Origin of the sequence: Hymenobacter montanus, from assembly GCF_014699115.1 — a bacterium.
Lineage (GTDB): Bacteria > Bacteroidota > Bacteroidia > Cytophagales > Hymenobacteraceae > Hymenobacter > Hymenobacter montanus.
Map to the genome: position 1 here is coordinate 1 of NZ_JACXAD010000007.1, position 22,964 is coordinate 22,964.

25 protein-coding genes are annotated in these 22,964 nt (G+C 57.1%); 9 read left to right on the forward strand and 16 right to left on the reverse strand.

Annotation, left to right across the window (positions count from 1 at the left end; all coding sequences use genetic code 11):
- Nucleotides 1–160 (reverse strand): transposase (locus tag IC235_RS22785; RefSeq protein WP_223847147.1); only part of this gene is annotated, 160 nt, incomplete at its 3' end.
- Between the two features lie 1,200 nt (nt 161–1,360).
- Here IC235_RS22785 and IC235_RS07625 point away from each other — a divergent pair.
- The 4 genes from IC235_RS07625 (at nt 1,361) to IC235_RS07640 (ending at nt 4,167) form a co-directional block, all read left to right on the forward strand.
- Nucleotides 1,361–2,458 carry an agmatinase family protein gene (locus IC235_RS07625; protein WP_191004778.1) on the forward strand — a complete coding sequence of 366 codons (1,098 nt, stop codon included), beginning with the start codon at nt 1,361–1,363 and terminating at the stop codon, nt 2,456–2,458.
- Between the two features lie 27 nt (nt 2,459–2,485).
- Entirely contained in the window at nt 2,486–2,824 is a 339-nt protein-coding gene (locus tag IC235_RS07630) for a phage holin family protein (RefSeq protein ID WP_223847140.1), read from the forward strand.
- A gap of 216 nt (nt 2,825–3,040) precedes the next feature.
- Nucleotides 3,041–3,424, forward strand: coding sequence for a hypothetical protein (locus tag IC235_RS07635; protein ID WP_191004581.1), 384 nt, complete (start codon nt 3,041–3,043; stop codon nt 3,422–3,424).
- Nucleotides 3,425–3,729: 305 nt separating this feature from the next.
- Nucleotides 3,730–4,167, forward strand: coding sequence for a hypothetical protein (locus IC235_RS07640; protein WP_191004582.1), 438 nt, complete (start codon nt 3,730–3,732; stop codon nt 4,165–4,167).
- An 11-nt stretch (nt 4,168–4,178) separates the two neighbouring features.
- On the opposite strand, the gene IC235_RS07645 is transcribed toward IC235_RS07640, so the two are convergent.
- The 5 genes from IC235_RS07645 to IC235_RS07665 form a co-directional block, all read right to left on the reverse strand.
- Nucleotides 4,179–4,991 (reverse strand): DUF4349 domain-containing protein, encoded by an 813-nt coding sequence (locus tag IC235_RS07645; RefSeq protein ID WP_191004583.1) that lies wholly within the window; start codon nt 4,989–4,991, stop codon nt 4,179–4,181.
- Between the two features lie 176 nt (nt 4,992–5,167).
- Nucleotides 5,168–6,076, reverse strand: a complete 909-nt coding sequence (locus IC235_RS07650) for a DUF4349 domain-containing protein (RefSeq protein ID WP_191004584.1) — start codon at nt 6,074–6,076, stop codon at nt 5,168–5,170.
- 162 nt (nt 6,077–6,238) lie between these two features.
- Entirely contained in the window at nt 6,239–7,543 is a 1,305-nt protein-coding gene (gene murA, locus IC235_RS07655; protein WP_191004585.1) for a UDP-N-acetylglucosamine 1-carboxyvinyltransferase, read from the reverse strand.
- A gap of 92 nt (nt 7,544–7,635) precedes the next feature.
- On the reverse strand, nt 7,636–8,346 hold the full coding sequence (locus IC235_RS07660; RefSeq protein WP_191004586.1) for a DUF4290 domain-containing protein: 711 nt from the start codon (nt 8,344–8,346) through the stop codon (nt 7,636–7,638).
- 67 nt (nt 8,347–8,413) lie between these two features.
- Nucleotides 8,414–10,660, reverse strand: a complete 2,247-nt coding sequence (locus IC235_RS07665) for an ATP-dependent helicase (protein WP_191004587.1) — start codon at nt 10,658–10,660, stop codon at nt 8,414–8,416.
- 280 nt (nt 10,661–10,940) lie between these two features.
- On the opposite strand from IC235_RS07665, the gene IC235_RS07670 reads away from it, so the two are divergent.
- The 3 genes from IC235_RS07670 to IC235_RS07680 are packed head-to-tail and all read left to right on the forward strand — an operon-like array spanning nt 10,941 to nt 12,262.
- Nucleotides 10,941–11,108, forward strand: a complete 168-nt coding sequence (locus IC235_RS07670) for a hypothetical protein (RefSeq protein ID WP_191004588.1) — start codon at nt 10,941–10,943, stop codon at nt 11,106–11,108.
- Nucleotides 11,109–11,152: 44 nt separating this feature from the next.
- A complete protein-coding gene (locus tag IC235_RS07675) occupies nt 11,153–11,725 on the forward strand; it encodes a DUF3109 family protein (RefSeq protein ID WP_191004589.1) in 573 nt (190 codons plus the stop codon).
- 48 nt (nt 11,726–11,773) lie between these two features.
- Complete coding sequence (locus tag IC235_RS07680) at nt 11,774–12,262, forward strand: hypothetical protein (protein ID WP_191004590.1); 489 nt, start codon at nt 11,774–11,776, stop codon at nt 12,260–12,262.
- Nucleotides 12,263–12,318: 56 nt separating this feature from the next.
- On the opposite strand, the gene IC235_RS07685 is transcribed toward IC235_RS07680, so the two are convergent.
- Nucleotides 12,319–12,777: a peptidylprolyl isomerase gene (locus IC235_RS07685; protein WP_191004591.1), complete on the reverse strand. Its 459-nt coding sequence runs from the start codon at nt 12,775–12,777 to the stop codon at nt 12,319–12,321.
- Nucleotides 12,778–12,946: 169 nt separating this feature from the next.
- Here IC235_RS07685 and IC235_RS07690 point away from each other — a divergent pair, with 169 nt between their 5' ends.
- The gene (locus IC235_RS07690) at nt 12,947–13,585 is read left to right on the forward strand and encodes a fasciclin domain-containing protein (protein WP_191004592.1); all 639 of its coding nucleotides are present in this window, start codon (nt 12,947–12,949) and stop codon (nt 13,583–13,585) included.
- A gap of 281 nt (nt 13,586–13,866) precedes the next feature.
- On the opposite strand, the gene rsgA is transcribed toward IC235_RS07690, so the two are convergent.
- From rsgA to IC235_RS07715, 6 genes are all read right to left on the reverse strand, one after another.
- Nucleotides 13,867–14,796 (reverse strand): ribosome small subunit-dependent GTPase A, encoded by a 930-nt coding sequence (gene rsgA / locus IC235_RS07695; RefSeq protein WP_191004593.1) that lies wholly within the window; start codon nt 14,794–14,796, stop codon nt 13,867–13,869.
- Between the two features lie 236 nt (nt 14,797–15,032).
- Nucleotides 15,033–16,283, reverse strand: coding sequence for a 3-deoxy-D-manno-octulosonic acid transferase (locus IC235_RS07700; protein WP_191004594.1), 1,251 nt, complete (start codon nt 16,281–16,283; stop codon nt 15,033–15,035).
- Nucleotides 16,284–16,492: 209 nt separating this feature from the next.
- On the reverse strand, nt 16,493–16,708 hold the full coding sequence (locus tag IC235_RS22020; RefSeq protein ID WP_223847141.1) for a hypothetical protein: 216 nt from the start codon (nt 16,706–16,708) through the stop codon (nt 16,493–16,495).
- A 120-nt stretch (nt 16,709–16,828) separates the two neighbouring features.
- A complete protein-coding gene (locus IC235_RS07705) occupies nt 16,829–17,413 on the reverse strand; it encodes a peroxiredoxin (protein ID WP_191004595.1) in 585 nt (194 codons plus the stop codon).
- Nucleotides 17,414–17,578: 165 nt separating this feature from the next.
- On the reverse strand, nt 17,579–18,352 hold the full coding sequence (locus IC235_RS07710; protein ID WP_191004596.1) for an enoyl-CoA hydratase-related protein: 774 nt from the start codon (nt 18,350–18,352) through the stop codon (nt 17,579–17,581).
- Between the two features lie 89 nt (nt 18,353–18,441).
- Complete coding sequence (locus IC235_RS07715) at nt 18,442–19,725, reverse strand: aspartate kinase (RefSeq protein WP_191004597.1); 1,284 nt, start codon at nt 19,723–19,725, stop codon at nt 18,442–18,444.
- 173 nt (nt 19,726–19,898) lie between these two features.
- Between IC235_RS07715 and fbp the strand changes: the two genes are divergently transcribed.
- Nucleotides 19,899–20,933 carry a class 1 fructose-bisphosphatase gene (gene fbp / locus IC235_RS07720; protein ID WP_191004598.1) on the forward strand — a complete coding sequence of 345 codons (1,035 nt, stop codon included), beginning with the start codon at nt 19,899–19,901 and terminating at the stop codon, nt 20,931–20,933.
- Nucleotides 20,934–21,001: 68 nt separating this feature from the next.
- Here the strand turns inward: fbp and IC235_RS07725 are convergent, their stop codons facing one another.
- From IC235_RS07725 to yihA, 3 genes are all read right to left on the reverse strand, one after another.
- Nucleotides 21,002–21,544 (reverse strand): DUF5606 family protein, encoded by a 543-nt coding sequence (locus IC235_RS07725; RefSeq protein ID WP_191004599.1) that lies wholly within the window; start codon nt 21,542–21,544, stop codon nt 21,002–21,004.
- Nucleotides 21,545–21,664: 120 nt separating this feature from the next.
- A complete protein-coding gene (locus IC235_RS07730; RefSeq protein WP_191004600.1) occupies nt 21,665–22,111 on the reverse strand; it encodes an energy transducer TonB in 447 nt (148 codons plus the stop codon).
- Between the two features lie 78 nt (nt 22,112–22,189).
- Entirely contained in the window at nt 22,190–22,810 is a 621-nt protein-coding gene (gene yihA, locus IC235_RS07735; protein ID WP_191004601.1) for a ribosome biogenesis GTP-binding protein YihA/YsxC, read from the reverse strand.
- Nucleotides 22,811–22,964 lie beyond the last annotated feature (154 nt).

Here is a 22,964-nt window from a genome sequence, read left to right on the forward strand (position 1 = left end):
CGGGCAGGTCGCGCCACGAAATACCCGTACGCACGCGGTACAGAACGGCATTGACAAACAGTCGATTGTCCCGGCCCCTACCCCCGCCTGTGCCGGGGCGACCCAAGGTATGCGGTTCGACTAACTTCCATTCCAGGTCACTTAATTCATGGCGACGCATAGCCCAAAATTAACCCTACACTGTCCACACACCCTAGGGTCTGTGGAAGGGAAGGTCGGCAAACAGCAGCAGTTAAGGATGTCGTGCTTACTGAGCTTAGCGAAGCCGCTCTATCGCTTTGTTGGGTCAAAACTGGCTGGTAGAGAGGCGTCGATTAGCTCAGCATGATCGTGCGCTCAAGGAGTACAATGTCGTCAATTCGACCAACTACGTGCCTGATGTGGGCTGCACCCGCTAAGTTAGGCATCTTGAAAAATGCCCGTGCTCAAGGCTATGAATCACCTTATTAAAGATGGGTTCGCTATCTCCATTCATCTAGTGCGGACCCATTATTTGTCCGTGAGTCAGTAACTGGTAGTAAGCTTGCGGTGCGGAAGTGTTCACTATGCTGGCATATCACACCGTGGCCAGCACAGCTACCATCAAGACCTCAACGGCCGCACCTACGCCATGCTCAGCTTGCTCAGCTATCTCGGAGCGTGCCTTAAATCAGTCCCTTGTCGCAAGGCTTATCCTTATTTCTATAGCCCTTTATCCTGGGTACTGGTCAAGGCCGAGCGACCCTAAAAATCACCCTTTTGTCTTTCTGAAAGAATAAAATAGGAATGCAAGCTATGAATCTTCATTAGGAGGTGGGAAATGACCGTAAAAGTGTTCCTTTTCAAACCCGGGATCATTATTTACGCGATAATAGAGAACTACCTTGTAAATAAAATATGGTAAAAAACGGCACTGAGTCAGTATTCCGAAAACCTTATTAAAACGATTGTTATCCTTTCTGTCAATAAAAAATAAACCAGGAATTATCAGTGTAGCCATAGGAACCAGATAGCATGAAGGACTTATCCCCATCGCTTGCCCTCTATTAAGTTGGATTGTACTATATTGTGGTACTGCAATAGCGGTTAGGCAAGAAACACAAGTTGAATGAGTAAATATTTTTAAAGATTTTATTGACTTATCCATGATTAGCTGGCGATTTATTTGCCCAGGTTCAGACCTGCTATAAATTAAGGAAGTAGAGGAGACACCTGATACCCGACGACTTGCAGTAGCTGACCGCCGAAGCCATTCGGGTATTGCAGCCGGTGATTACGGATAGGAAGTCATTCGCTACCGCAAAGCGTAAGAGCCCTGTTGCCCAGCGGAACTCCCTTGGTGGCGTTAGCTTTGTAGTTCACCAACCCAAGTAAAGTTTTGATGCCCAAAGTTGACGCTGCCCTAGCCCAAAAAATAGCTTCCTTCGACCCTAATGCCCCCGGCGACGTGGCGGGCGGCCTGTTTGGTTTGCCTTTCACCGCCGAGGAAGCTCAGGTGGTAGTGGTACCCGTGCCGTGGGAAGTGACCGTGAGCTACCGGGCCGGCACGGCCGAAGGGCCCGCTGCCATCCACGAGGCCTCCCTGCAGGTCGACCTCTACGACCCGGACCTGCCCGATGCCTGGAAGCTGGGCCTGGCTATGGAAGACGAAGATGAAACCATTGCCGCCGCGAGCCGCAAGCTGCGCCCCCAGGCCTCCGAATACATTGAGTGGATTGAGGCCGGCCGCCCGGCCGCCGAAGAGCAGAAGCTCGGGGCCGTGCCGGAACAGGTCAACGCCGAAGGCCAGCAGATGCTGGAGTGGCTCAAACAGAAAACCGGCGCGCTGCTCGACCAGCACAAGGGCGTAGTGGTGCTCGGCGGCGACCATAGCACCCCCCTGGGCTACTTGCACGCGCTGGCCGAGCGCCACGAGGAGTTTGCCATTTTGCAGTTCGACGCGCACTGCGACCTGCGGCCGGCTTACGAGGGCTTCCGGTATTCGCACGCCAGCATCATGTACAATGCCTTGGAACTACCCCAGGTGAAGAAGCTGGTGCAAGTGGGCATCCGCGACCTGTGCCAGCAGGAGGCCGATTTTATTGCCCACTCCAACGGCCGGGTGGCCTTGTTCAGCCAGCGCTTCCTGAGCGAGGAGAAGTTCGCCAAAAAGTCCTGGAAGAAGGTGTGCGGTAAAATTATTGCCCAGCTTCCCCCCAAGGTGTACATCAGCTTCGATATCGATGGGCTCGACCCCAAACTGTGCCCCGGCACTGGCACACCCGTCCCCGGCGGCCTGGAGTTTGAAGAAGCTACCTATCTGATTCGGGCCATCGTGCGGGCGGGCATTACCATCATTGGCTGCGACCTGAACGAAGTAGCCCCCGGCGATACGGAGTGGAACGGCATAGTAGGCGCCCGCCTGCTTTACCAACTTTGCAATTGGATGGCCGTATCTCAGGGGCGCCTCGTTGCCAAAGGAATGGAAGCGGGCGAGTAGGCATCTTTCACTTCACCCTTTATTTTCATGATAAGCTTTCTTCTCAAATTTATTCTCACCGCGGTGCTGGTGTATGGCCTGAGCCTGGTGCTGCCGGGCGTAGTGCTGGGCGGCGTCGGCAGCGCCGCCATTCTGGTGATTGTGCTGGGCATCCTCAACGCCATTGTGAAGCCCATTCTCAAGGTTCTGGGCTTCCCCATCACGGTGCTGACGCTGGGCCTGTTTCTGATCGTTATCAACGTTATCATCGTAAAAATGGCGGACTACCTGATGGCCACTTTCGACGTACACGGCTTCCTCAACGCGCTGCTGTTCAGCATAGCGTTGTCGCTGGTGAACGCAGTAGTTGATTTGGTGGTGGACTAACCTGGGGCTTTATGAGGTTTTGGTTATGGAACCCAATTTATTTGATGTGATTCGTAGCATCGAAACTCTTGTTGAACAGGCGACCATACAGCATACAACTTACGGTGCGGTACGTATCTGAGAAAAATTGAATTGATGCAAATGCGACGAATGTATGATAATGCTTTGAAGCATGCGCTAGAGAAATTTTTCAGATGACTTGAACAAGAACGGCCTATGGCAGTAGACCTACCGGAGTACTACATCGTAGTCGAGCGCCCCATTAAAGTAGTGCCCACTGAAGATGGTGGCCTGAACGTCCTCAAATACAATTTTGAGACCGGCAGATTCGACTATGGAATGAAGTATTTAAGCAGAGTTAGGTTTGGGAAAGATGATGTAGAGCAGGTATCCGAAGAAGAGTTTGTGCAACATGTTGAAAAGCTAAGAGGAAGTAGCCTGAAGGGAGAGGGAACAGTCTACGTCCTTTATGAATTGATCAATGCTATTGAAGGTGTTGCTAAAGAGAAAGGAGCAAGCCTTACAATGGAGGAGAAAGCACTAATCGTTAGTCTGAGAAGAGAAACGTATCAACTTTTCGAGGAAAGTCAGAAAACCTGATAAAATAGCTATACCTGCTCCTTCAGTAACAATAGGGAAATCCTTTTGTACTGATTTAATCTGTTGATGCTTTGTTATTCCCAAAAACTAAGAATTAGCTAATGGAGACGCAGTGAGGCCTGGTGGGATGGGCCCTAAGTTATTTAGCTGGCTTCGTAGCACCACTCCGGCAGGCACCATTGCTGATAGTGAAAAGGCGCTTCTGTCCCCGCAGAAGCGCCTTTTACGTTTATTCTTCCGTGCGCACTAGCTGGGATTGGCCTTGCCGGCGCCCGCGATTACTGAAATTTAACAGAATAGTTGAAATGCGTAAATATGAAATGACGGAAGAGCAGTTACAAAAACGTGCTCAAATAATTCGAGTCTTAGCTAATGCAGGCTGGCAAGGACCACAAAGAGCTAAAGCCTTTGAAAGAGGAGAATTATGTATTCCTGAAGCAGTTATGGAATATAGAAGCGAAACAATGGATATTGAAAGCGCTTATGTTGCGGAGTATAATTATATTTTATTAGATGCACATGAGAAGTCCGGGCGCGGTATAAGATTTGCTGTTTATTTTAAAGATAGGTTGGAAACGCTTTTGAACCTGATTATACGTCTACAAGACTCTAGCACTCTAACGGATTGCAAAAAGTACATAAAGGAACTATTGCAGGTCTTTCCATCCAATGTATATGTGGCTAAAGATGAAGAGTTCGTTGAATTAACTAAGTCGCTGTCGAATTGGTTAGAGAAACAATAATTTGTGAAAATTTACAATGACTTCTTATGCTGAAACTTACGCAGGCCCCAGGTACCGATGCCACCCAGCAGCAGGAGGGGCCATAGATTAGTGAGCACCACGATAAACCCGAGCAAAATCGACCAGCCGCGGTAAAAAGCTTCGAGAAAGCGCGGCGCGAAATCGGGCATTGGCGAGCTAGGAGCGGGGGTGGGGAGCACCTGGGAATAGCGTAGCGTGAGCGTGGCCCAGGCGCTACGGGTACCAAACTGTTGTAGCTTAGCTTGGGCGTCGGCGATGTCGAGGTGTGATTCGCGGGCCAGGTCGCCCAGCCGCCGAACTTCGGCGGGGTTAGTTGTAGCGGCCAGCAGCTGTTGGTATTTGGCTTCCGCTTTCTGTTTGGCCGCCAGCGTAGTCGTTGCGGCCAGAACGTCAGCCGTTACATCGGCCGATGAGATGTCTTTGTTCGTGATACGCCCAAGCTTGCCCAGTGCGGCAATCAAGGGGAGGAACTCGGAGGGTTTGACTTTCAGCGTCATTTCCTGGCGATGCTGACCATTGGCCCGGGTTTCGTGGGCGGTACTCAGATAAGCCCAGTGCTGCTCAAGCAAATGGTCGATAGCCGTTGTGGTCTGCTCAAAATCATCAACCTCAAGATCTAGCTGACCTTCGTAGATGACGCTTCGCTCGGCTTGGCGGGCCGGGGCATTGCGCCCTGCGACCGGGGTACCGGGCGCCTCCGCCGCCATTTCGGTGGCGACCTCCGCTTGTTCGTTACTAGATTTGGATTGGCTGCATCCTACCAGCCCTAGTCCGATCAGGACAGGATAAATGAGACGTTTCATCGGAAAGAAAAGGGGGAAAGCTGAGTTTGAGAAAAAACAGCTGCGCAGCTACCTTTTTATCTAACTTATTGGCTTAGGTAACCCAACTTGTATAAAAATTTATAGCCCGACCTTACGGGGCCGGGCTATTTTCAGGGAGAATTTTCTGTCCGGCCCCTAGGCGACGGGTGTTTTTCTTAGCCCTTGGCCGCCCGGGCCCGGCGCCACCGCCGGTAGACGAGCCAGCTAACTACTCCGGCTAGCAACAGCAGAGGCCAGCTGCTAACCAGGCTCACCAGCAGCTCGGTCAGCAGGCTCCAGCCGTCGTACAGGCCCTCCAGCAGGCGGCTGCCCAGCGAAACGATGGGCGCATTGGGGGTGGGCTGGGCCAGGGGCTGGTAGCAGGTAAGGGTGATGGTCGAGTACGCAACCTCGTCGTTCAGGGTCTTGAGGCGGCTTTCGGTGCTTTCGATTTCCTCCCGCACCTCACCGATTTTCTCCTCAATGTCGAGGACGTCTTTAATTCGTTTCGCCTGTTGCAACAGGGCCACGTAGCGCTGCTCCACGGCCCGCTTGGTAGCCAGACGGGCCGTTATGTCGGCGTGCTGGGCCGTCACGTCGTCGGTGCTGAGCTTTTTGATTTCCACGGTGCCCAAGCGGCTGATGCTGCTAAGCAGCGACTGAAAGCCGCCGGGACGGACCCGGATGGTCATTTCCTGGCGCCACTCGTTGCGGCCGTCCTCGTCGCGGGTTTCGGCAGCGGCGCTCAGGTAGCCGCCGCTACGCCGCACGAGGCTGTCGAGCTGCCCCGTGGTGCGGGCCACGTTTTCTACCCGCAGGCGCAGCTCGGCGTGGTAGATGAGCAGGCGGGGGCGGGGGGCAGTACTGGTGGGGGCCGCCGGGGGAGTGAAGTGAACCTCGTCGCTGCTTTCGGCAGGCGCCGCATAGTCTGCTTCTGCCTCCTTTTTTGCACTCTCATCCTGAGCGTTGCCTGCCACTACCGTCTCGGTGTCAGTCGTTGCCTCCGCCGACTGCTCGTGCTTGCTGGCGCAGTTACTCAGCAAGGCGAGTAAACCTAGGAGTAGCGCGGAAATAGATTTTTTCATGGTTCAGGGCGTACATAAGTGAGAAATCAGCTTTAATGCTGACCCTCGAACCGAAGTAACCCATCTAAGTCCAAGAAAAAATAGGACGAGAACCGGAGAGCAAGAGTTGAAAACCCAGCGCTGAGAAATCAGGAGGTCAGAGTTCAGCAGCCCAAAGCCCACTTACACGCGCCGAATATCGGCTCCGAGCGCATTCAGGCGCTGGTCGATGGCCTGGTAGCCACGGTCAATCTGCTCCACGTTGAGGATGGTGCTGGTGCCCTCAGCCGAGAGGGCCGCGATGAGCAGGGCCACCCCGGCCCGGATGTCGGGCGAGGTCATGGTGATGCCGCGCAGGCGGGTGCGCTGGTCGAGGCCGATGACGGTGGCCCGGTGCGGGTCGCAGAGAATAATCTGGGCGCCCATGTCGATGAGCTTGTCGACGAAGAACAGGCGGCTCTCGAACATCTTCTGATGAATGAGCACCGTGCCCTGGGCCTGGCAGGCCACCACCAGCACGATGCTGAGTAGATCAGGCGTGAAGCCGGGCCAGGTATGATCCGAGATGGTCAGCACGGAGCCGTCGAGGTAGGTGGCGATTTCGTAGTGCGTCTGGGCAGGAATGTAGATGTCGTCGCCCCGGAATTCGAGCTGAATGCCCAGCTTGCGGAACGTGTCCGGGATGAGGCCGAGCTGCGGAATCTGGCAATCCTTGATGGTGATTTCCGAGCCCGTCATGGCGGCCAGGCCGATGAAGGAGCCAACTTCAATCATGTCGGGCAGCATGCGGTGCTCGGTGCCGCCCAGGTGCTCCACGCCTTCAATCGTGAGTAAGTTCGAGCCGATGCCCTGGATGTTGGCGCCCATGCGCACGAGCATCCGGCAGAGCTGCTGGAGGTAGGGCTCGCAGGCTGCGTTGTAAATCGTGGTGGTGCCCTCCGCCAACACCGCCGCCATGAGGATGTTGGCCGTGCCGGTTACCGAGGCTTCATCCAGCAACATGTAGGTGCCCCGGAGCTTGCCATCGGCCTTGATACGGTAGAAGTCGGTGCCTTCGAGCGTGAGCTTGCCGCCGAGCTTCTCCAGGCCCAGGAAGTGCGTGTCCATGGGGCGGCGGCCAATTTTGTCGCCGCCCGGCTTGGGCAGCTGGCAGCGGCCGAAACGGCCCAGCATAGGACCCAGAATCATAACCGAGCCGCGCAGCGCGCCGGCCTGGGCCGCGAATTCGGCCGAGTCCATGTAGTCGAGGTTTACGTTCTCGGCCTGGAAAATGTAGGTATCCGAGGCCAGCTTGCCGACTTTCACCCCCATATCACGCAGCAGCTCAATCAGCTTATTGACGTCGCGGATGTCGGGAATATTGCTGATGGTAACCGGCTCGGGTGTGAGCAAGACGGCGCAGAGAATCTGGAGCGCTTCGTTTTTGGCGCCCTGGGGCGTGATTTCACCGCGCAGAGCTTTGCCGCCGCGTACTTCAAATGCAGCCATTAGATTGGTTGTCAGATGCTAATAGATCGAAGAATAAAAAGAACGTCATGCTGAGCTAGTCGCCGCATGACGTTCAACAAGATAGTCGCTGGCTACTGGGGCGGCTGCTGCGGGTCCTGGCGCCCTTTTTTGCGCTTTTTGCCGTTTTTGTTGCCGAAGCCATTGCGGCCCTCGCGGTTGTCGCGCCGGTCGCGCAGTTGGGGCTGGGGCACGATGAAGGCCTGGGAGCGGGCCGGGCCGCCGGGCATCTCAAACAGGTTTTCGCTGTCGACGATGGCCGGGTCGAGCCGGAGCTGGCCACCCGACAATTCGCCCAGGTGGCGCAGGATGGTCACGTCCTTGGCGTTTTCCTTGTTGTGCTGGCGGTACAGGAACTTCATCGTCCGGCCAATCTGTACGGTGGCCTGCTCCCGCTCGGCCGGGTCTTCGAGGGTGACGGCCTTGGCGATGAGGGCTTCCACGGCCGCCCCGTAAGCGCGCAGCCGGGGGCCCTGGCGCGGGTAAGGAACGCGGGTCGGCTTCTGCGTGCGTACCGTGAGGCTGCGCAGGGGCACGGGCGCATCCAGGGCGACATCCTCGCCGGCCATAGCGTGCAGGTGGTTCCAGAGGCGGGTTTGCACTTCGGGCAAGTCGCGCAACGCGGGCTGCAGGCGCAGCATGAGCTGCACCAGCTGGGCGGCGCGTTTGCTGCGTTCGGCTACGTCCTCAATCTGGGCCAGGCCCTGGATAAGCTGGTAGGTGCTGTGCCCGTATTCGCGCACCAGCAGTTGCAGGTGGAAGGGCAGGGAGGTAAGGTCGGTCATAAAGTATAATAGGGGTCCGCCCGGGGCTGGCCCGGGCCAAAGATAGGGCCGGCCGGCTGGTAAACCGTTAATGCACGCGCAGCTTGGCGAAGCTCAGCAGCAGCACCTTCTCGCCCACTTCTTCGAATAGAATAGTGGCCTTGGTGGTGCCTTGCTGGGTTTCGAGCTGGCTCACCACCCCGAAGCCAAACTTGGCGTGCTCCACGCGCTGCCCACTCCGCAGCTGGGAGGTGTCGGACGGAGTGAAGTCGGCCGGCGCCACGTATTTGGTGGCTGCCGTTTTACGGGGCGCGGTGGGAATCAGATTCGAGCGCCGCTCAAATACGTGCTGGAAGGGCGACTCGCCCGCGCCCGGCCCGGCGGCGAATTTGAAGTTTACGTACTGCGGGTCAATCTCATCCAGGAAGCGGCTCTTCTCGCAGCTGCGCAGGTTGCCCCACTGGTAGCGGGAGGTGGCGTAGCTCAGGGTCAGCTTCTTTTCGGCCCGCGTGATAGCCACGTAAAACAGCCGCCGCTCTTCCTCCAGGTCGGCCCGCGAGGTAATCATCATCTGGCTCGGAAAGAGGTTTTCCTCCAGGCCCACGATGTACACATTGCGAAATTCCAGGCCCTTGGCCGAGTGAATCGTCATCAGCGTCACGGCTTCCCCATCCTGCTGAGCGTCCTTCACGTCGGAGTCCGTCACCAGGGCAATGTCCTGCAGGAAGGCGCCCAGGCTTTTGTCTTCCCGCTCGGGGTCATCGACGTATTCCTTGATGCCGTTGAGCAGCTCCTGGATGTTTTCGTAGCGGGAGAGGCCCTCGATGCTCTTGTCGGCGTACAGCTCCTCGAGCATGCCCGAGTTTTTGGCGATGAACTTGGCGGCTTCAAATGCGTCTTCCTTGGCCGCGACTACCAGGTAGCTCTTGATTTTCTCGGCAAAGCCCACCACCGGGTTCGCCACCCGCGCCGGCATAAACTGGTCGGCATTGGCTACCACTTCCCACAGCGAGTGGTTGTGCTCGTCGGCGGTGGTAATCAATTTGCTGATCGTGGTGTCGCCGATGCCGCGCTTCGGATAATTAATTACCCGGCGCAGAGCCTGCTCGTCGTTCTGGTTTACCGTCAGCCGCAAATAAGCCACCAGGTCTTTGATTTCCTTGCGCTGATAGAAGGAGAGGCCCCCCACAATCTTGTACCGGATATTTAACTTGCGCAGGGCTTCTTCCATCGCCCGGCTTTGCGCGTTGGTGCGGTAGAGAATGGCGAAGTTGTCGTAGGAAAGATGGCCATTCATCTTGTCCTCGTAGATGGAATTGGCCACCAGCTTGCCTTCCTCGTTGTCGGAAGCGGCTTTCAGCACCTCAATCAGCGTGCCTTCCTCGTTCTCAGAATAAACGTCCTTGCGCAACTGCGCCTGGTTGTTTTTAATGACGGAATTGGCCGCCCACACGATGTTTTTGGTTGAGCGGTAATTCTGCTCCAGTTTAAACACCTGCAATTCCGGGTAGTCCTTTTCGAAATTGAGGATGTTGGTAATGTCGGCCCCGCGGAAGGCGTAAATGCTCTGCGCGTCGTCGCCCACCACGCAGATGTTGCGCTCCTTGGCAGCCAGCTTGCGGGTAATAAGATACTGCGAGTAGTTCGTGTCCTGGTACTCGTCCACCATCACGAACCGGAACATGTTCTGGTACTTGTTCAGCACGTCGGTGTGCTCCTTAAACAGCACGTTGGTGTTGAAGAGCAGGTCGTCGAAATCCATGGCCCCGGCCTTGAAGCAGCGCTGCTGGTACTGCTGGTACAGCACCCCGATCTTGGGCCGGAGGGCCGCCTCGTCGTCGGCCTTGATGGCCGCGTCGCTGAGGTATTGGTTAACCGAGATCAGCTTGTTCTTGGCGGCCGAGATGCGGCCGAGCACCAGGCTGGGCTTGTAGAGTTTGTCGTCCAGCTCCAGCTCTTTCACAATCTGGCCAATCAGGGTTTTCGAATCCTGCGTGTCGTAGATAGTGAAGCTGCGGGGGTAGCCGATCTTGTCGGCCTCGGAGCGCAGAATTTTGGCAAACACCGAGTGGAAGGTACCCATCCATAGGCTGCGGGCGGCGGGGCCGACCACCTTTTCTACCCGGGCGCGCATCTCCTTGGCAGCCTTGTTGGTAAAGGTGAGGGCGAGGATGTTGAATGGGTCGACGCCTTTCTCCAGCAGGTTGGCGATGCGGTAGGTGAGCACCCTGGTTTTGCCCGAGCCCGCCCCGGCGATAATCATGCACGGGCCTTCGGTTTGCAGCACCGCCGCGGCCTGCGACGGGTTCAGGAGGGATAAATAATCTAGTGCCATTATTCAGGTAAAACAAGCCCCTATCTATAGCGGCAAAGGTACTACATTTGATAGTGAGGCCGGAAAGGCTTGCGCTGGACTACTAATAAACTTAGGTAGCGTTAAGTTCTTTAGCAACGGCATTATTTACGTTTATGGCTTTTCCGTCTTTGCTTCAACTGGCTTATTTGCAGCGGGGATTTTTCGGGATCCTCCTCTTTTACACCATTGGTTTAGGGGGACCCTGGTCCTGGCTCAGTTTATGCCGGTGGCTGATAGGTGCAACCCCGGCTTGCCGTTCTTGACTGGCCTGGCCACGCTTGGGATTGGCGCCGGTGGGGCCGTTGTTACCATCGTCACCTACCTGTTGAGCTACCGCGGCGCGGTGGCAAAAGGAATGCTGGCCGCCCATGCGTTGTTACCGGTCGGTATCGCAATCATGATGGCAGGCGTGACTCACAACGCCTAGGGCTTGGCGGAGAGGTATCTTTGCTGCCCTCTTCTCGAAAACAAATGATCATTATTCAAGAAACGGTCATCTCCGACGACATCGCCGACAACTTTTTCGTCTGCAACCTCGAAGCCTGCAAGGGAGCCTGCTGCGTGGAAGGCGACCTCGGGGCCCCGCTCGAAGAGCCCGAGTTGCGGATTCTGGAGCAGGAGTACGCCAACATCAAGCCCTTTCTTACCGAGGCCGGCCGCGCCGCCATCGAAGCCCAGGGGCTCTACATCAAGGATTGGGAGGGCGACTTCAGCACCACGACCATCAACGACCGGGAGTGCGCCTACTCGCTCTACGACGAGCGTGGCATCCTGAAATGCGGCATCGAGCAAGCCTACCTAGCCGGCGCTACCACCTTCAAAAAACCCATCAGCTGCCATTTATACCCCATTCGCATCACGAAGTACGACGGGTTTGACGCCCTGAATTACGACCGTTGGGGTATCTGCAGCCCCGCCTGTGCGTTCGGTGGCATGCTGGGCGTGAAGGTCTACCAATTCCTGAAGGAGCCGCTGATTCGCAAGTACGGGGAAGGGTGGTACGGAGAGCTGGTAAAGGAAATAGAGAGTCCGACCAGCAAGTAAGCTGCTTAAATACGAGGCTACTGCTTCTTGAGCGATGTTTTCCAGGTTATGGAAGAAATTTTTTTGAGCCGGGCGATAACTTCAGCAGAAGCCAAAGCGCTGTTGCAGTCGGCGATGCCAAGTCTGATCGTGTTCGAATGGGATATGATGAAAGGGAAAGATGCTCCGCCTGACCTTAATCCTGACGTTGATACTCATATCTGGTTTGAACTCGATGCGGAGTCAGACAGCCTGCCTCTATTCCCTTGTCGTTTAAGCATCTATAATTTGCCAAGGGAAAGAGTTGAAGAAAGGCAGCTATGGTTGGGGCAAATGCTGTCGGCTCGCTATGAGTTGACAGTATGGGTTTCATTTACACACCCTGATAGGCCAACGGACCCATACTATGGCATTGTATTCGAGCGGGGCGAAAGCTATTTAGCCGATGACAGCGAGGTAGCATCTGGGGAGTTGAATGCCAAACCGGTGCTTATCCTTGGCCCTTATCCATTGCCCAGTATGAAGTTTGATTCTTACGGCCGGTTTGAGGGGAGGTAACAATAAAAAAGACCGGCTGCGCGGCCGGTCTTTTTTATTGTTCGAAGAGCTAGAGCTTACTCTTCCTTCACGACGATTTTCTCGATTTCGTCGTTAGCCTGAATCTGGTCGACCACATCGATGCCTTCCACCACTTTGCCGAACACGGTGTGCACGCCGTCGAGGTGAGCGGTATTTTGACGGTCGTGGACGATGAAGAACTGCGAGCCGCCCGTGTTTTTGCCGGCGTGGGCCATGCTCAGCGCGCCGCGTTCGTGGTACTGATGCCCGCCACTGGTTTCACAGTCGATCTTGTAGCCGGGGCCGCCCGTGCCGGGCTGGCCCTTGGCGCCGGCGCGGGTGTTGGGGCAGCCGCCCTGAATGACAAAATTGGGAATGACCCGATGAAATTTCAGGCCGTCGTAGTAGCCTTTCTCGGCCAGATCGATAAAGTTCTTGACGGTCTTAGGGGCGTCCTGCTCGTAGAACTCAACCTTCATAACCCCTTTCTTGGTGTGGATTTCGGCAGTTTTCATGGATCGCGGATTTAGCGAATTAAAGGGTGGGATGAAAAGCAATAACGCTTTTGCGGGGGCGAAGGTAAGGATAGGCTAACTAGGGCAACATCCGAACCGCGATGTTATTCGTAAGCTCCACGACCAATTTGGACTATTTTTCTCTATTACTTTTCTAATAGCCTTTTCCATGAAAAAAAACATTGCTTCCCTGCTGGCGACCTTGGCCACTTCGCTGGTGCTCGCCAGCTGCGGCAACGACAAGCCCGCCACTACCGAAACCGGTGCCGCGGGTACCGTCAACCCCAGTGATTCCCTGGCCGCCATGGCCGGCGACTCGGCCCGGATGGCCAAACCCGAAGGGGTAATGGTCGATGGCGTTGCCATGACCGCCGACAAAAACATTGTGCAGAATGCCGCGGGGGCCAAAAGCGTCAGCACGCTGGTTGCGGCCGTGACCCAGGCCGGCTTAATTGAAACCCTGAGCGGCCCTGGTCCCTTCACGGTATTCGCGCCCACTAATGCGGCCTTCGACAAGCTGCCCAAAGGCGCGGTTGCCGGCCTGATGGACCCGGCCAGCAAAGAAAAACTCAAGGGCGTCCTGACTTACCACGTCATCCCCGGCCGTCTGGTAGCCGCCGACTTGAAAGACGGCCAGGAGCTGACCACCGTAAACGGCGAGAAGCTGCACATCTCGGTTAAGGACGGCAAGGTGATGGTCGGCAACGGCAAGGATGCTCCCGCCACCGTGCAAATCCCAGACGTTATTTCCAGCAACGGCGTAACCCACGTGATTGACGGCGTGGTGCTGCCCCTAGCCAAGAAGTAGTAGCAATTTGGGAGCCGCGCTGATGCGGTGAGAGGGACCCTTACCCCAGGGCCCAGTTCGCATTGGGCGCAAAACCCCAGGAGAGGGGCGGCTGATGGTAAGGACATGGACTACGGCCCAAGGTAACCAGCCCTTAAAAGGAGAAGCCCCGACTCATGACCGAGTCGGGGCTTTTTGCATTTCAAGGCGTAGTGGCCTGTACAGGAAGGATTCATGTTGTTCTTGAGGCGTGGAATCTTCCGCATCCGGGCAATAGCCACCACCGCATCGTAGCCCCGGCATTAGTGCCGGTTGTCTTCGCCCGCCAGCATACTCAAGTAGCTGTCGTAGCGTGGTAGTGCGATTCGACCCTCGTCGACGGCTGCGCGCACGACGCAGCCGGGCTCGTGGGTATGCTGGCAATTGTGGTAGCGGCACTGGTTGAGCAAGGCGCGCATTTCGGGAAAATAGCCCGCCAGCTCAGCGGGCGGAATTTCTACGAGGCCCAGCTCCTTAATGCCGGGCGTATCGATGATGAACGTGCCGGGGCGGACTTCCAGCATCTCAGCAAACGTGGTGGTGTGGACGCCCTTGTCCGAGAACTCACTGATTTCGGCCGTTTTCAAGTCGAGGTCGGGCACCAGCGCGTTGATAAGCGTGCTCTTGCCCACGCCGGAATGGCCGGCCAGCAAGCTCACCTTGCCGTCGAGTAGCTGGTCGATTTCGGCCACGCCCTCGCCCTTGCTAGCCGCGCAGGTGCGGCTGGGGTAGCCCAGGCTGGCGTACATGCCGGCAATTTCGGCCTGGTACTCGAACCCATCGGCGTCGTACAAATCGGTTTTGTTGAAGAGCAGGGTAACCGGAACGTGGTACGCCTCGGCCGTAACCAAAAACCGGTCGATAAACCCAAAAGAGGTAGCTGGCGAAACCAGCGTCACCACCAGCAGGGCCTGGTCGAGGTTGGCGGCCACGATGTGCGAGTGCCCGGCTTTGTGCACCGAGCGCCGGATGATGTAGTTGCGCCGCGGCGCGATGTGGGAGATGACGGCGGCGCCCTCCGCCTGAGCTTCCACGGCAAACTGTACGTGGTCGCCCACGGCTAGCGGGTTGCTCACCTTCAAGCCCTTGATCTTGAATTTGCCCCGCAGCCGGCAGCGGTAAAGCTGCCCGGTTTCGGTGCCGCGTACCACGTACCACGAGCCGGTAGATTTAACAACAGTGCCGTGCAACATGAGGAGGAAGAGAAGAAAGCTCGTGAGAAAATAGAACGGCGGAGTGGTGGCACGAATGCCCCGCAGGGGTTCGTGGCACCACTATGTAGCAAGCGCTAATGGTTCTGAAGAGTAGTGGTGTACGGATGGACTATTAATGAGAAGGTAAGTAGGCATCGTTATGGAATTAGTGGTGGCACGAACCCCTGCGGGGCATTCGTGCCACCACTCCGCCGTGAGCCGCCGCGAGTAATTCTTCATTTTTCACCCATTACGGCTAACTCTTGCAAGATCTGAGCCGTGGCCCCGGCCCGGCCGTGCACATAGTCGAGGATGGTGTCTTGCAGTTGTAGGCGGGCGGCTTCGTTAAGCCACAGGGGCGTAAAGGCGGCTTCCAGCTCTCCCGCGTTCCGCACCGGAAACGCGCATTTCAAGGCTACCAGCTCCAGAGCTTCCTGAAACTTTCCGTACGTGGGCCCGAAGAACAAGGGCAGACCAAAGGCCGCCGCTTCCAGGGTATTGTGCAGGCCCTTGCCAAAGGCGCCGCCAATGTAAGCAAACCGGCCAAATCGGTAGAGCTGGCTGAGCAGCCCAACATTATCGAAAAGCAGCAGGCGGGCCTGCGCCACGGTGGTCGCCTGCGCCTGCGAATAGCGCAGCACCTGGCCCGGGAGCGCGGTTTCCACTAGCCGCAGGTTGGTTTCGCTGATTTCGTGCGGAGCCATGAGCACCCGCAGGTGGGGCTGATAGCGGCGCAGCAGCGGGAGCAGGGCAGGCAAATCTTCGGGCCAACTGCTGCCCACCACCAGCACCGGCGCGCCATCGGCCACGAAGGCGTCGACCAGCGGTAAGGGCCGGGGCGGAGCCGCCGCCGTCGCCACCACGGTATCAAAGCGGGTGTCGCCGGCCACGCTTACCCGCGTCAGCCCTATCTCCCGCAGCAAGGCCGCCGAGGCTTCGTTCTGGGTAAAGATGTGCGTGAAGCGGGTCAGAATCCGGCGGAAGAAAGCACCCCAGGGCCGGAAGAAAACCTGGTCGGCCCGGAAGATAGCCGAGACTATGATGGTGGGAATGCCCCGCTGCTGGGCTTCGCTCAGGAAATGATACCAGAATTCGTACTTCACAAATACCACCAGCCGGGGCTGCACTGTCTCGAGGAAGGCCTGGGCATTGCCCCGCGTGTCGAGCGGCAGGTAGAAGATAAAATCGGCCCCCGGCCAGTTTTTACGAATTTCGTAGCCCGAGGGCGAGAAGAACGTCAGCACTACTTTGGTGCCGGGGTGGGCCTGCCGATACGCTTCCAGCAGGGGCCGGCCCTGTTCGAACTCCCCCAGCGAGGCACAATGGAACCACACCCGCGGGGCGGGGTCGGCACCCAGGGTATGGCGTATGTGGGCCAGCAGCCCCCGGCGGCCGGCTACCCAGGCCGCTGCCTTGGGCACAAACGGCGCCAGGAGGCGCAACAGCAGGCCATACAGCCGCAGGGCAATATCGTAGAGAAGCAACAACGCGCAAAATTACACATCCGGGCTCAGTAGCTCGTTGCTCGGGTTTGGCGAACCTAGAAAGGACGGAACGCCAAACTCACCACTCCGGCATTATTGTTTTAAAAGCGGTATCAAGCCTTATAGCTACTATCTGAATTCTATAAACCTATCCCGCTAGATGTTGGTATCTGAGAGCCAGTAGATTTGAACGTGAAAATATTGCCTCCAAATCAGGTGACTTCTCCTTCATCATCTACTTCCCTTTCCAGCAATACCTTGATTTTGCTCTCGTTGCTTGCAAGGCGCGGCTCAACCACAAGGCTGCTTACACGCCATCCCTCCTGACCTACATAATTCAATAAATCGAGGAGCTGTTGGTCCCGCGACTCTCCTTTGTCGAATATTACCTGTTCAATTCGGTATTCAAAACGCTTCCTAGTTTTCATCATCTCAACTACTTTATAGCTTTAGAGACGAGCAATTTTGTTTGATTCTTGTAACCAAGCCTGCAAAAGTGATTCCAAAATTTCTTCTCTTATTGACTAAGTGAACAGCAACCAACCATGCTAAGACTGGGCGTCCGCTGCCCAGTCGACGGGGCAGGCCTCGCCGTTCTTCTCGAAGTGCTGCAGGGCATCAATCATGCGCAGCACTTCGTTGAGGCTGCGGCCCAGGGGCCGGTCGTTCACCAATTGATGGCGCACAATGCCGTCCTTGTCGATGAGAAACAGCCCCCGGTAGGCCAGGGGTGAGCCCACGAAGGTCATTTCACCCTGCTCGTTGTAGTCGTAGTGGCCGCCTAGCACGTCGTAATTAGCCGCGATAGTCTTCGTAGTATCCGCCACCAGCGGGTATTTCACGCCGGCAATGCCGCCCCGGTCGCGCGGCATGAGCTGCCAGGCCAAATGGGCATACTGCGAATCGGTGGAGCAGCCCACCACGGCCACGCTCCGGCGCTCGAATTCCTCCAGCCGGTCCTGAAAAGCCAGGATTTCGGTCGGGCACACCACGCTGAAGTCGGCGGGGTAAAAGTAGAACAGCACGTGCTTCTTGCCCAGGTAGCGGTCCAGCGAGAAATCTACTTCGAAAGTGCCATCGATAACGGCTACGGCTTTAAAGGAAGGGGCGCGCTTGCCCACGAGAACGGCCATCTTGGTTTAATGTAAAAATGTGATTTGATGTGAAGATGTGCTGATTCAGCGAGTGGCTGAAGAGTACGCATTCAGCAACGAAACGGCCGCCTTTTGTCAATATTCTTTACTATGAAGTACATTTCCACATTTCCGCATTAAACCACACTTCTCACATCTAAAGAATTATTTCCCCTTAAATTTCGGCCTGCGCTTCTCCACGAAAGCGGCCATGCCCTCCTTCTGGTCTTCGGAAGCGAAGGTGAGGTAGAAGTTCTTACGCTCGAAATGCAGGCCCTCGTCCAGGTGGGTCTCAAAGGCCCGGTTGACCGATTCCTTGGCCAGGCGGGCCGCTACCGGCGACATGGCGGCAATGCTGGCGGCCAGGCGGTAAGCTTCTTCCAGGTACTGGCCCACGGGCACTACGCGGTTCACCAGGCCCACGCGGTGGGCCTCCTGGGCCGAGATGAATTCGCCGGTGAGCACCATCTCCATGGCTTTGGCTTTCCCCACGGCGCGGGTCAGGCGCTGCGTGCCGCCGGCGCCCGGCATGGTGCCGATGCGGATTTCGGGCTGCCCAAACTGCGCGGTTTCCGACGCCACCAACATGTCGCAGGTCATGGCCAGTTCGCAGCCCCCACCCAGGGCGAAGCCCGATACGGCGCCAATCAGCGGCTTGCGGAACTTCCGAATCTGGTCCCAGGTGCTGAACTGGTCGGCACTGAGCATGTCGATGGCCGACTTGCCCGCCATCTGCTTGATGTCGGCCCCAGCCGCGAAGGCCCGCTCATTGCCGGTAATGATGACCACGCGCACGGCCTCGTCGTCGTCCAGCGCTTTTAAAGCGTCACGAATCTCCTGCATCAGCTGCAAGTTCAGCGCGTTCAGCTCTTTGGGTCGGTTAAGCTGAATGAGGGCCATGGCCGGCCGGGCCTGGGGAGTTACGAGAATGAATTCCATGCCGTAGGGCGAAGCCTGTGCTCCGCCAATAAAAGGTGAAAACTAAGTGAAACGCGTGGCGGGCCACTGACCCGGCTAACCGCGGCGGGCTACTTGCACACAAACTGGAAGGTGCTGCGGGTGCGTTGCTCCAGCAGCAGCCCGCGCCCGGCGGTGAGGCGGGCCACGCTGGCCGCGTCGTAGTTTTTAATGGTAAAGAGCGTCAGGCCAGTGTTGTAGTGCAGGGTGAACTGCTCCCGCAGCAGATCCAGCAGCTTGTTGATGCGGCGCTCCGAGAAGTCGGTGCACACCGAAAAGCTGAGGGCCGAGTTCTGCATCACGTTTATTTTAAGCTTGGCCTGGGCGAGGGCCCCAAAGATTACTTCCAGGTTCTCTTCGGAGATAAACGCGAAATCCTTGCTCGCAAAGGACAGCAGGCACTGGTCGGTTTTGCAAATAAAGGCCGGCGCCAGGGGCGGATGCTGGCAGTCGTGAATGAGGGTGCCCTCAGCCTCGGGGTTCAGAAAGGACTTTACCCGCAGGGGGATGTTGCGGTCGGCCAGGGGCTTCAGCGTTTTGGGGTGAATGACGGAGGCCCCGTAATAGGCCATCTCGATGGTTTCGCGGTAGCTGATTTCGGGGTAGCGCACCGTGTCCGGGAAGATCTTGGGGTCGGCGTTGAGCAGGCCGGCGACGTCTTTCCAGATGGTTACGCTCGCGGCCCGGAGGCAGTAGGCCAGAATGGCCGCCGTGTAGTCGGAGCCTTCGCGGCCGAGCGTGGTAGTGCGCCCTTTGGTGGTGCCGCCCACAAAGCCCTGCGTCACCAGCGTACTCGCCTCGCGCAGCAGGGGCGGCACGGTGGTGCGCAGGTTGTTCTCCGTCAGCTTCCAGTTCACGCGGCCTTCGCGCCAGCTTTCGTCGGTGCGCACCAGCGGGCGGCAGTCCAGCCAGCGGGTCGGTCGGGTGTCGTTGAGCACGTGGGCCACGAACTGCGAGGCAAACAACTCCCCAAAGCTCACCACTTGGTCGTACTGCTCGTCGTAGTCGCGGGCCGAGCTCACAGCCGCCAACTGCTCGTCCAGCTCCCGCAAAGCATCGCGGAACCCTTCTCTGATATCGGCGGCCGTGGAGGGGCTCGTTCCGGTGGCCAAGGCCTCGGCGGCCTCGTGGTGAAACGCCACCAGGCGGCCCAGGGGACCAGTATAATCCTGGCTGGTGTACGCTAACCCAAAAATCTCCTCGAGCGCATTCGTCGTTTTGCCCATGGCCGATACCACGATGAGCAGCGGCCCCGGGTGCGTTTGCACAATGTGCCGAAGGTTTAAAATAGCCGCCGCGTCCTTCACCGAGGCGCCGCCAAACTTGTGTACTTCCAGAGTGGACCATTCCTTCATAAGGCCCAAAAGTAGGCAGCTAAGCCGGAAAGGCCAGTTCTCAGCTGCTGCGTACTTTTCCACCCCCGGAAGGCTGTTTTTCGGGCTAGCCCCGGTCGGCGTCGGCTACGAACTGCACGTTCTCGGCTAAAACCGGGTAAATTTGTCGCAAGCTCTCCCACTCAACTCGTTTTATGGACCACAACAAACTGGCCCTGCCCGTCGGCACTACCCTCGACCGCTTCATCATGCGCAAGCAGGAGGATTTTCCCTACGCCACGGGAGAATTGTCGCAGCTGCTGCGCGACATCGCGCTGGCCGCCAAAATTGTCAACCGCGAAATCAACCGCTCCGGGCTCATCGATATTGCCGGCGCCTACGGCAACCGCAACGTGCAGGGCGAAGACCAGCAGAAGCTCGACGTCATCGCCAACATCCGCTTTATCCGGGCCTTGCGCAACGGCGGCGAGGTCTGCACCATCATTTCCGAGGAAGACGACGAAATGATTCAAACCGGCAACAACCAAGGCAAGTACGTGGTGGCTATCGACCCGCTCGATGGCTCGTCGAACATCGACGTGAACGTGAGCATTGGCACCATTTTCAGCATTTACCGCCGCGTATCGCCCACGGGCCGCGAGGGCACCACGGCCGATTGCCTGCAGCCCGGCACCCACCAGGTAGCGGCCGGCTACGTCATCTACGGCTCCAGCACCATGCTCGTGTACACGACCGGCAACGGCGTTAACGGGTTCACCTACGAGCATTCGCTGGGCGAATTCTTCCTTTCGCACCCCGACATTGCCACGCCCCGAACCGGCAATATCTACTCCATCAACGAAGGCAGCTCGGATTCCTTCTCGCCCGGGGTGGCCGCCTTTGTGAAGCACTGCAAAGACCACAGCTTCTCGGCCCGCTACATTGGCTCGCTGGTGGCCGATTTCCACCGCAACCTGCTCAAGGGCGGCATCTACATGTACCCGGCCACGGCCAAGAGCCCCCAGGGCAAGCTGCGCCTCATGTACGAGTGCAACCCCTTGGCTTTCATCGTCGAGCAGGCGGGGGGGCGCAGCAGCAACGGCTTGCAGCGTACCATGGAAATTGAGCCCAAAACCCCGCACGAGCGGTGCCCCATTTTCATTGGCAGCAAGGAGCTGGTCGAGCACGCCGAAGCCTTAATCGCCCAGGAAGAAAAAGTGGGTTCCAAGAGTGCCAAGGCTGCCAGGTAGGAGCCGTAAGCCCAAAAGAAAGGCCGCTTCTAAGGTAGGAGCGGCCTTTCTTTTGGAAATCGGCGGTCTTATTCGGCCTTTTTACGGCTTTTCTTGGCCGGGGCGGCGGCTACTGGTTCGCTCGCCGCGTCGGCGGTGGCAGCAGGTGCGTCGCCGGGGCTAACCGGCTCGGGAGCGCTTGGCTCGGTGGCGGTAGCCTCCTGGGTGGATTCAGCTTCGCGGTAGGGCACGTGCTTGCTCACGATGCCAAACCAAGTAGCCAGCTTCTTAATATCGGAGAGGTACACCCGGTCGCGGTCGTAGTCGGGAATGACGCGGGCCATGAAATCGGTCAGCTCAGCTTCGCTCGACTTAGCCGTGACGGGGGCCGTGGCGCCGTACTGCTGGTAAATGCGCTCGAACGCTTCGGTAAGTGGCACGGTTTGTTCGGGGTCCTGGGTGTAGATGGAAATTTCCGATAGCAGCGACACTTTGTTGCGGGCCGGGGCCAGGGAGCGGGTTGCTTTCTCGTCGAGGCTTTCTACCAGCACCCCGTGGCGGGCGGCGCGCACCAGGCGGTAAAGACCAGGCATGCCGCTGATGGCAGCCAACTCTTGCAGTTCGTAAGGCATTCTTTTTTGATTAAACAGTTAGCAGTGGGCAATCAACAGTTGACAATGAGCAAAGCACAAAGGAAGCACTAGCGTCCCGAAATGCCCGGCAAACCACTCGTTGCTAACTGCTAATTGGACTTATTCAGTTGCGTTCGAGCCCGTTACGCCGAGCTTAAACACGATGGGAAGACTGGTGAGAATGGGGTATTCCGGCTTTTTGAATTTCAGCAGGCGCACGACCCGCAGCGCTTCTTCGCCAGTGCCGCCGCCAACCTGCTTCACCAGCTTAACGCCTTGCATGGTCCCGTCCGGATTCAGCGTGAAGCTCACCACGCATTGGCCCTGAATCCGGTTGCGTTTGGCCATGATTGGGTATTTCAGCTCTTTGGCAATGAAGGCGTACATGGCCTCCTGGCCCCCCTCGTAGTATTCGGCCACCGGAATAGCCTTGCCTACCGATTGAATACCAGTGCCTTGCTCAGTGGTCGCCTTGGGAGCCGGCTGGGTCGTTTGGGCTGCGGCTGGCACGGCGGCCGTCAGCAGTAAGCCTAGAAACAGGCGCGTAATTGATGGTTTCTTCGTCATAAATAAAGTGCGGAAGCAAAAAGGATAAGGTTTTAACCCGATGCGGACTTGGCCGCTCTTGGCAATTTAAGGGCCAATCTACGCATTCGCGGTGGCAGTGGCGCTCCATTGTTTATTCACATCGGCAATGAAGGCGAGCACCTCATCGCGCCCCGCGGCGGTTTCGGCCGAGGTCTGAAAGTAGCGGGGGAGCTCGTCCCAGGTCTCGCCCATTTTTTGCAGATAAGTCGCCAGCAAGGCCTTGGTTTGCGCCGTCGATTGCTTATCTATTTTGGTGAAAATCATTACAAAAGGAATGCCTTCTTCGCCGAGCTTCTCCATAAACTCCAAATCCGCGGGCAGCGGCGGATGGCGCGAGTCGATCAGCACGCACACGCACATGAGGTTAGGGCGGTGCCGCAAATAGAAATTAATCATGCGCGTCCATTCGGCCCGGGCTGTTTTGCTCACTTTCGCGTACCCGTAGCCCGGTAAATCAACCAGGTACCATTCCTCATTAATTAAGAAATGATTAATCAATTGTGTTTTTCCGGGTGAAGCCGACGTTTTGGCCAAGCCTTTGCGGCCCGTCAGCATATTAAGAAGCGAAGACTTCCCGACGTTGGAACGGCCAATAAAGGCGTATTCGGGCAGCGTGGGTGCCGGACACAAATCGGCCCGGGAATTACTGGTTAAAAAGCGGGCATCACGAATCAGCATCGACGCAGGAGATAGGGAAAACGGGAACAAGCCTCAAAATTACACCCGAAAACAATGGGCCGTCGAGCGAATAAAAAGAGCGTAATGAATAGCTATTGCAGGAGCGCTTCTATATTTGCGCGGCATGGCCGTTAGCTTTGGGAGCCCGGCCATG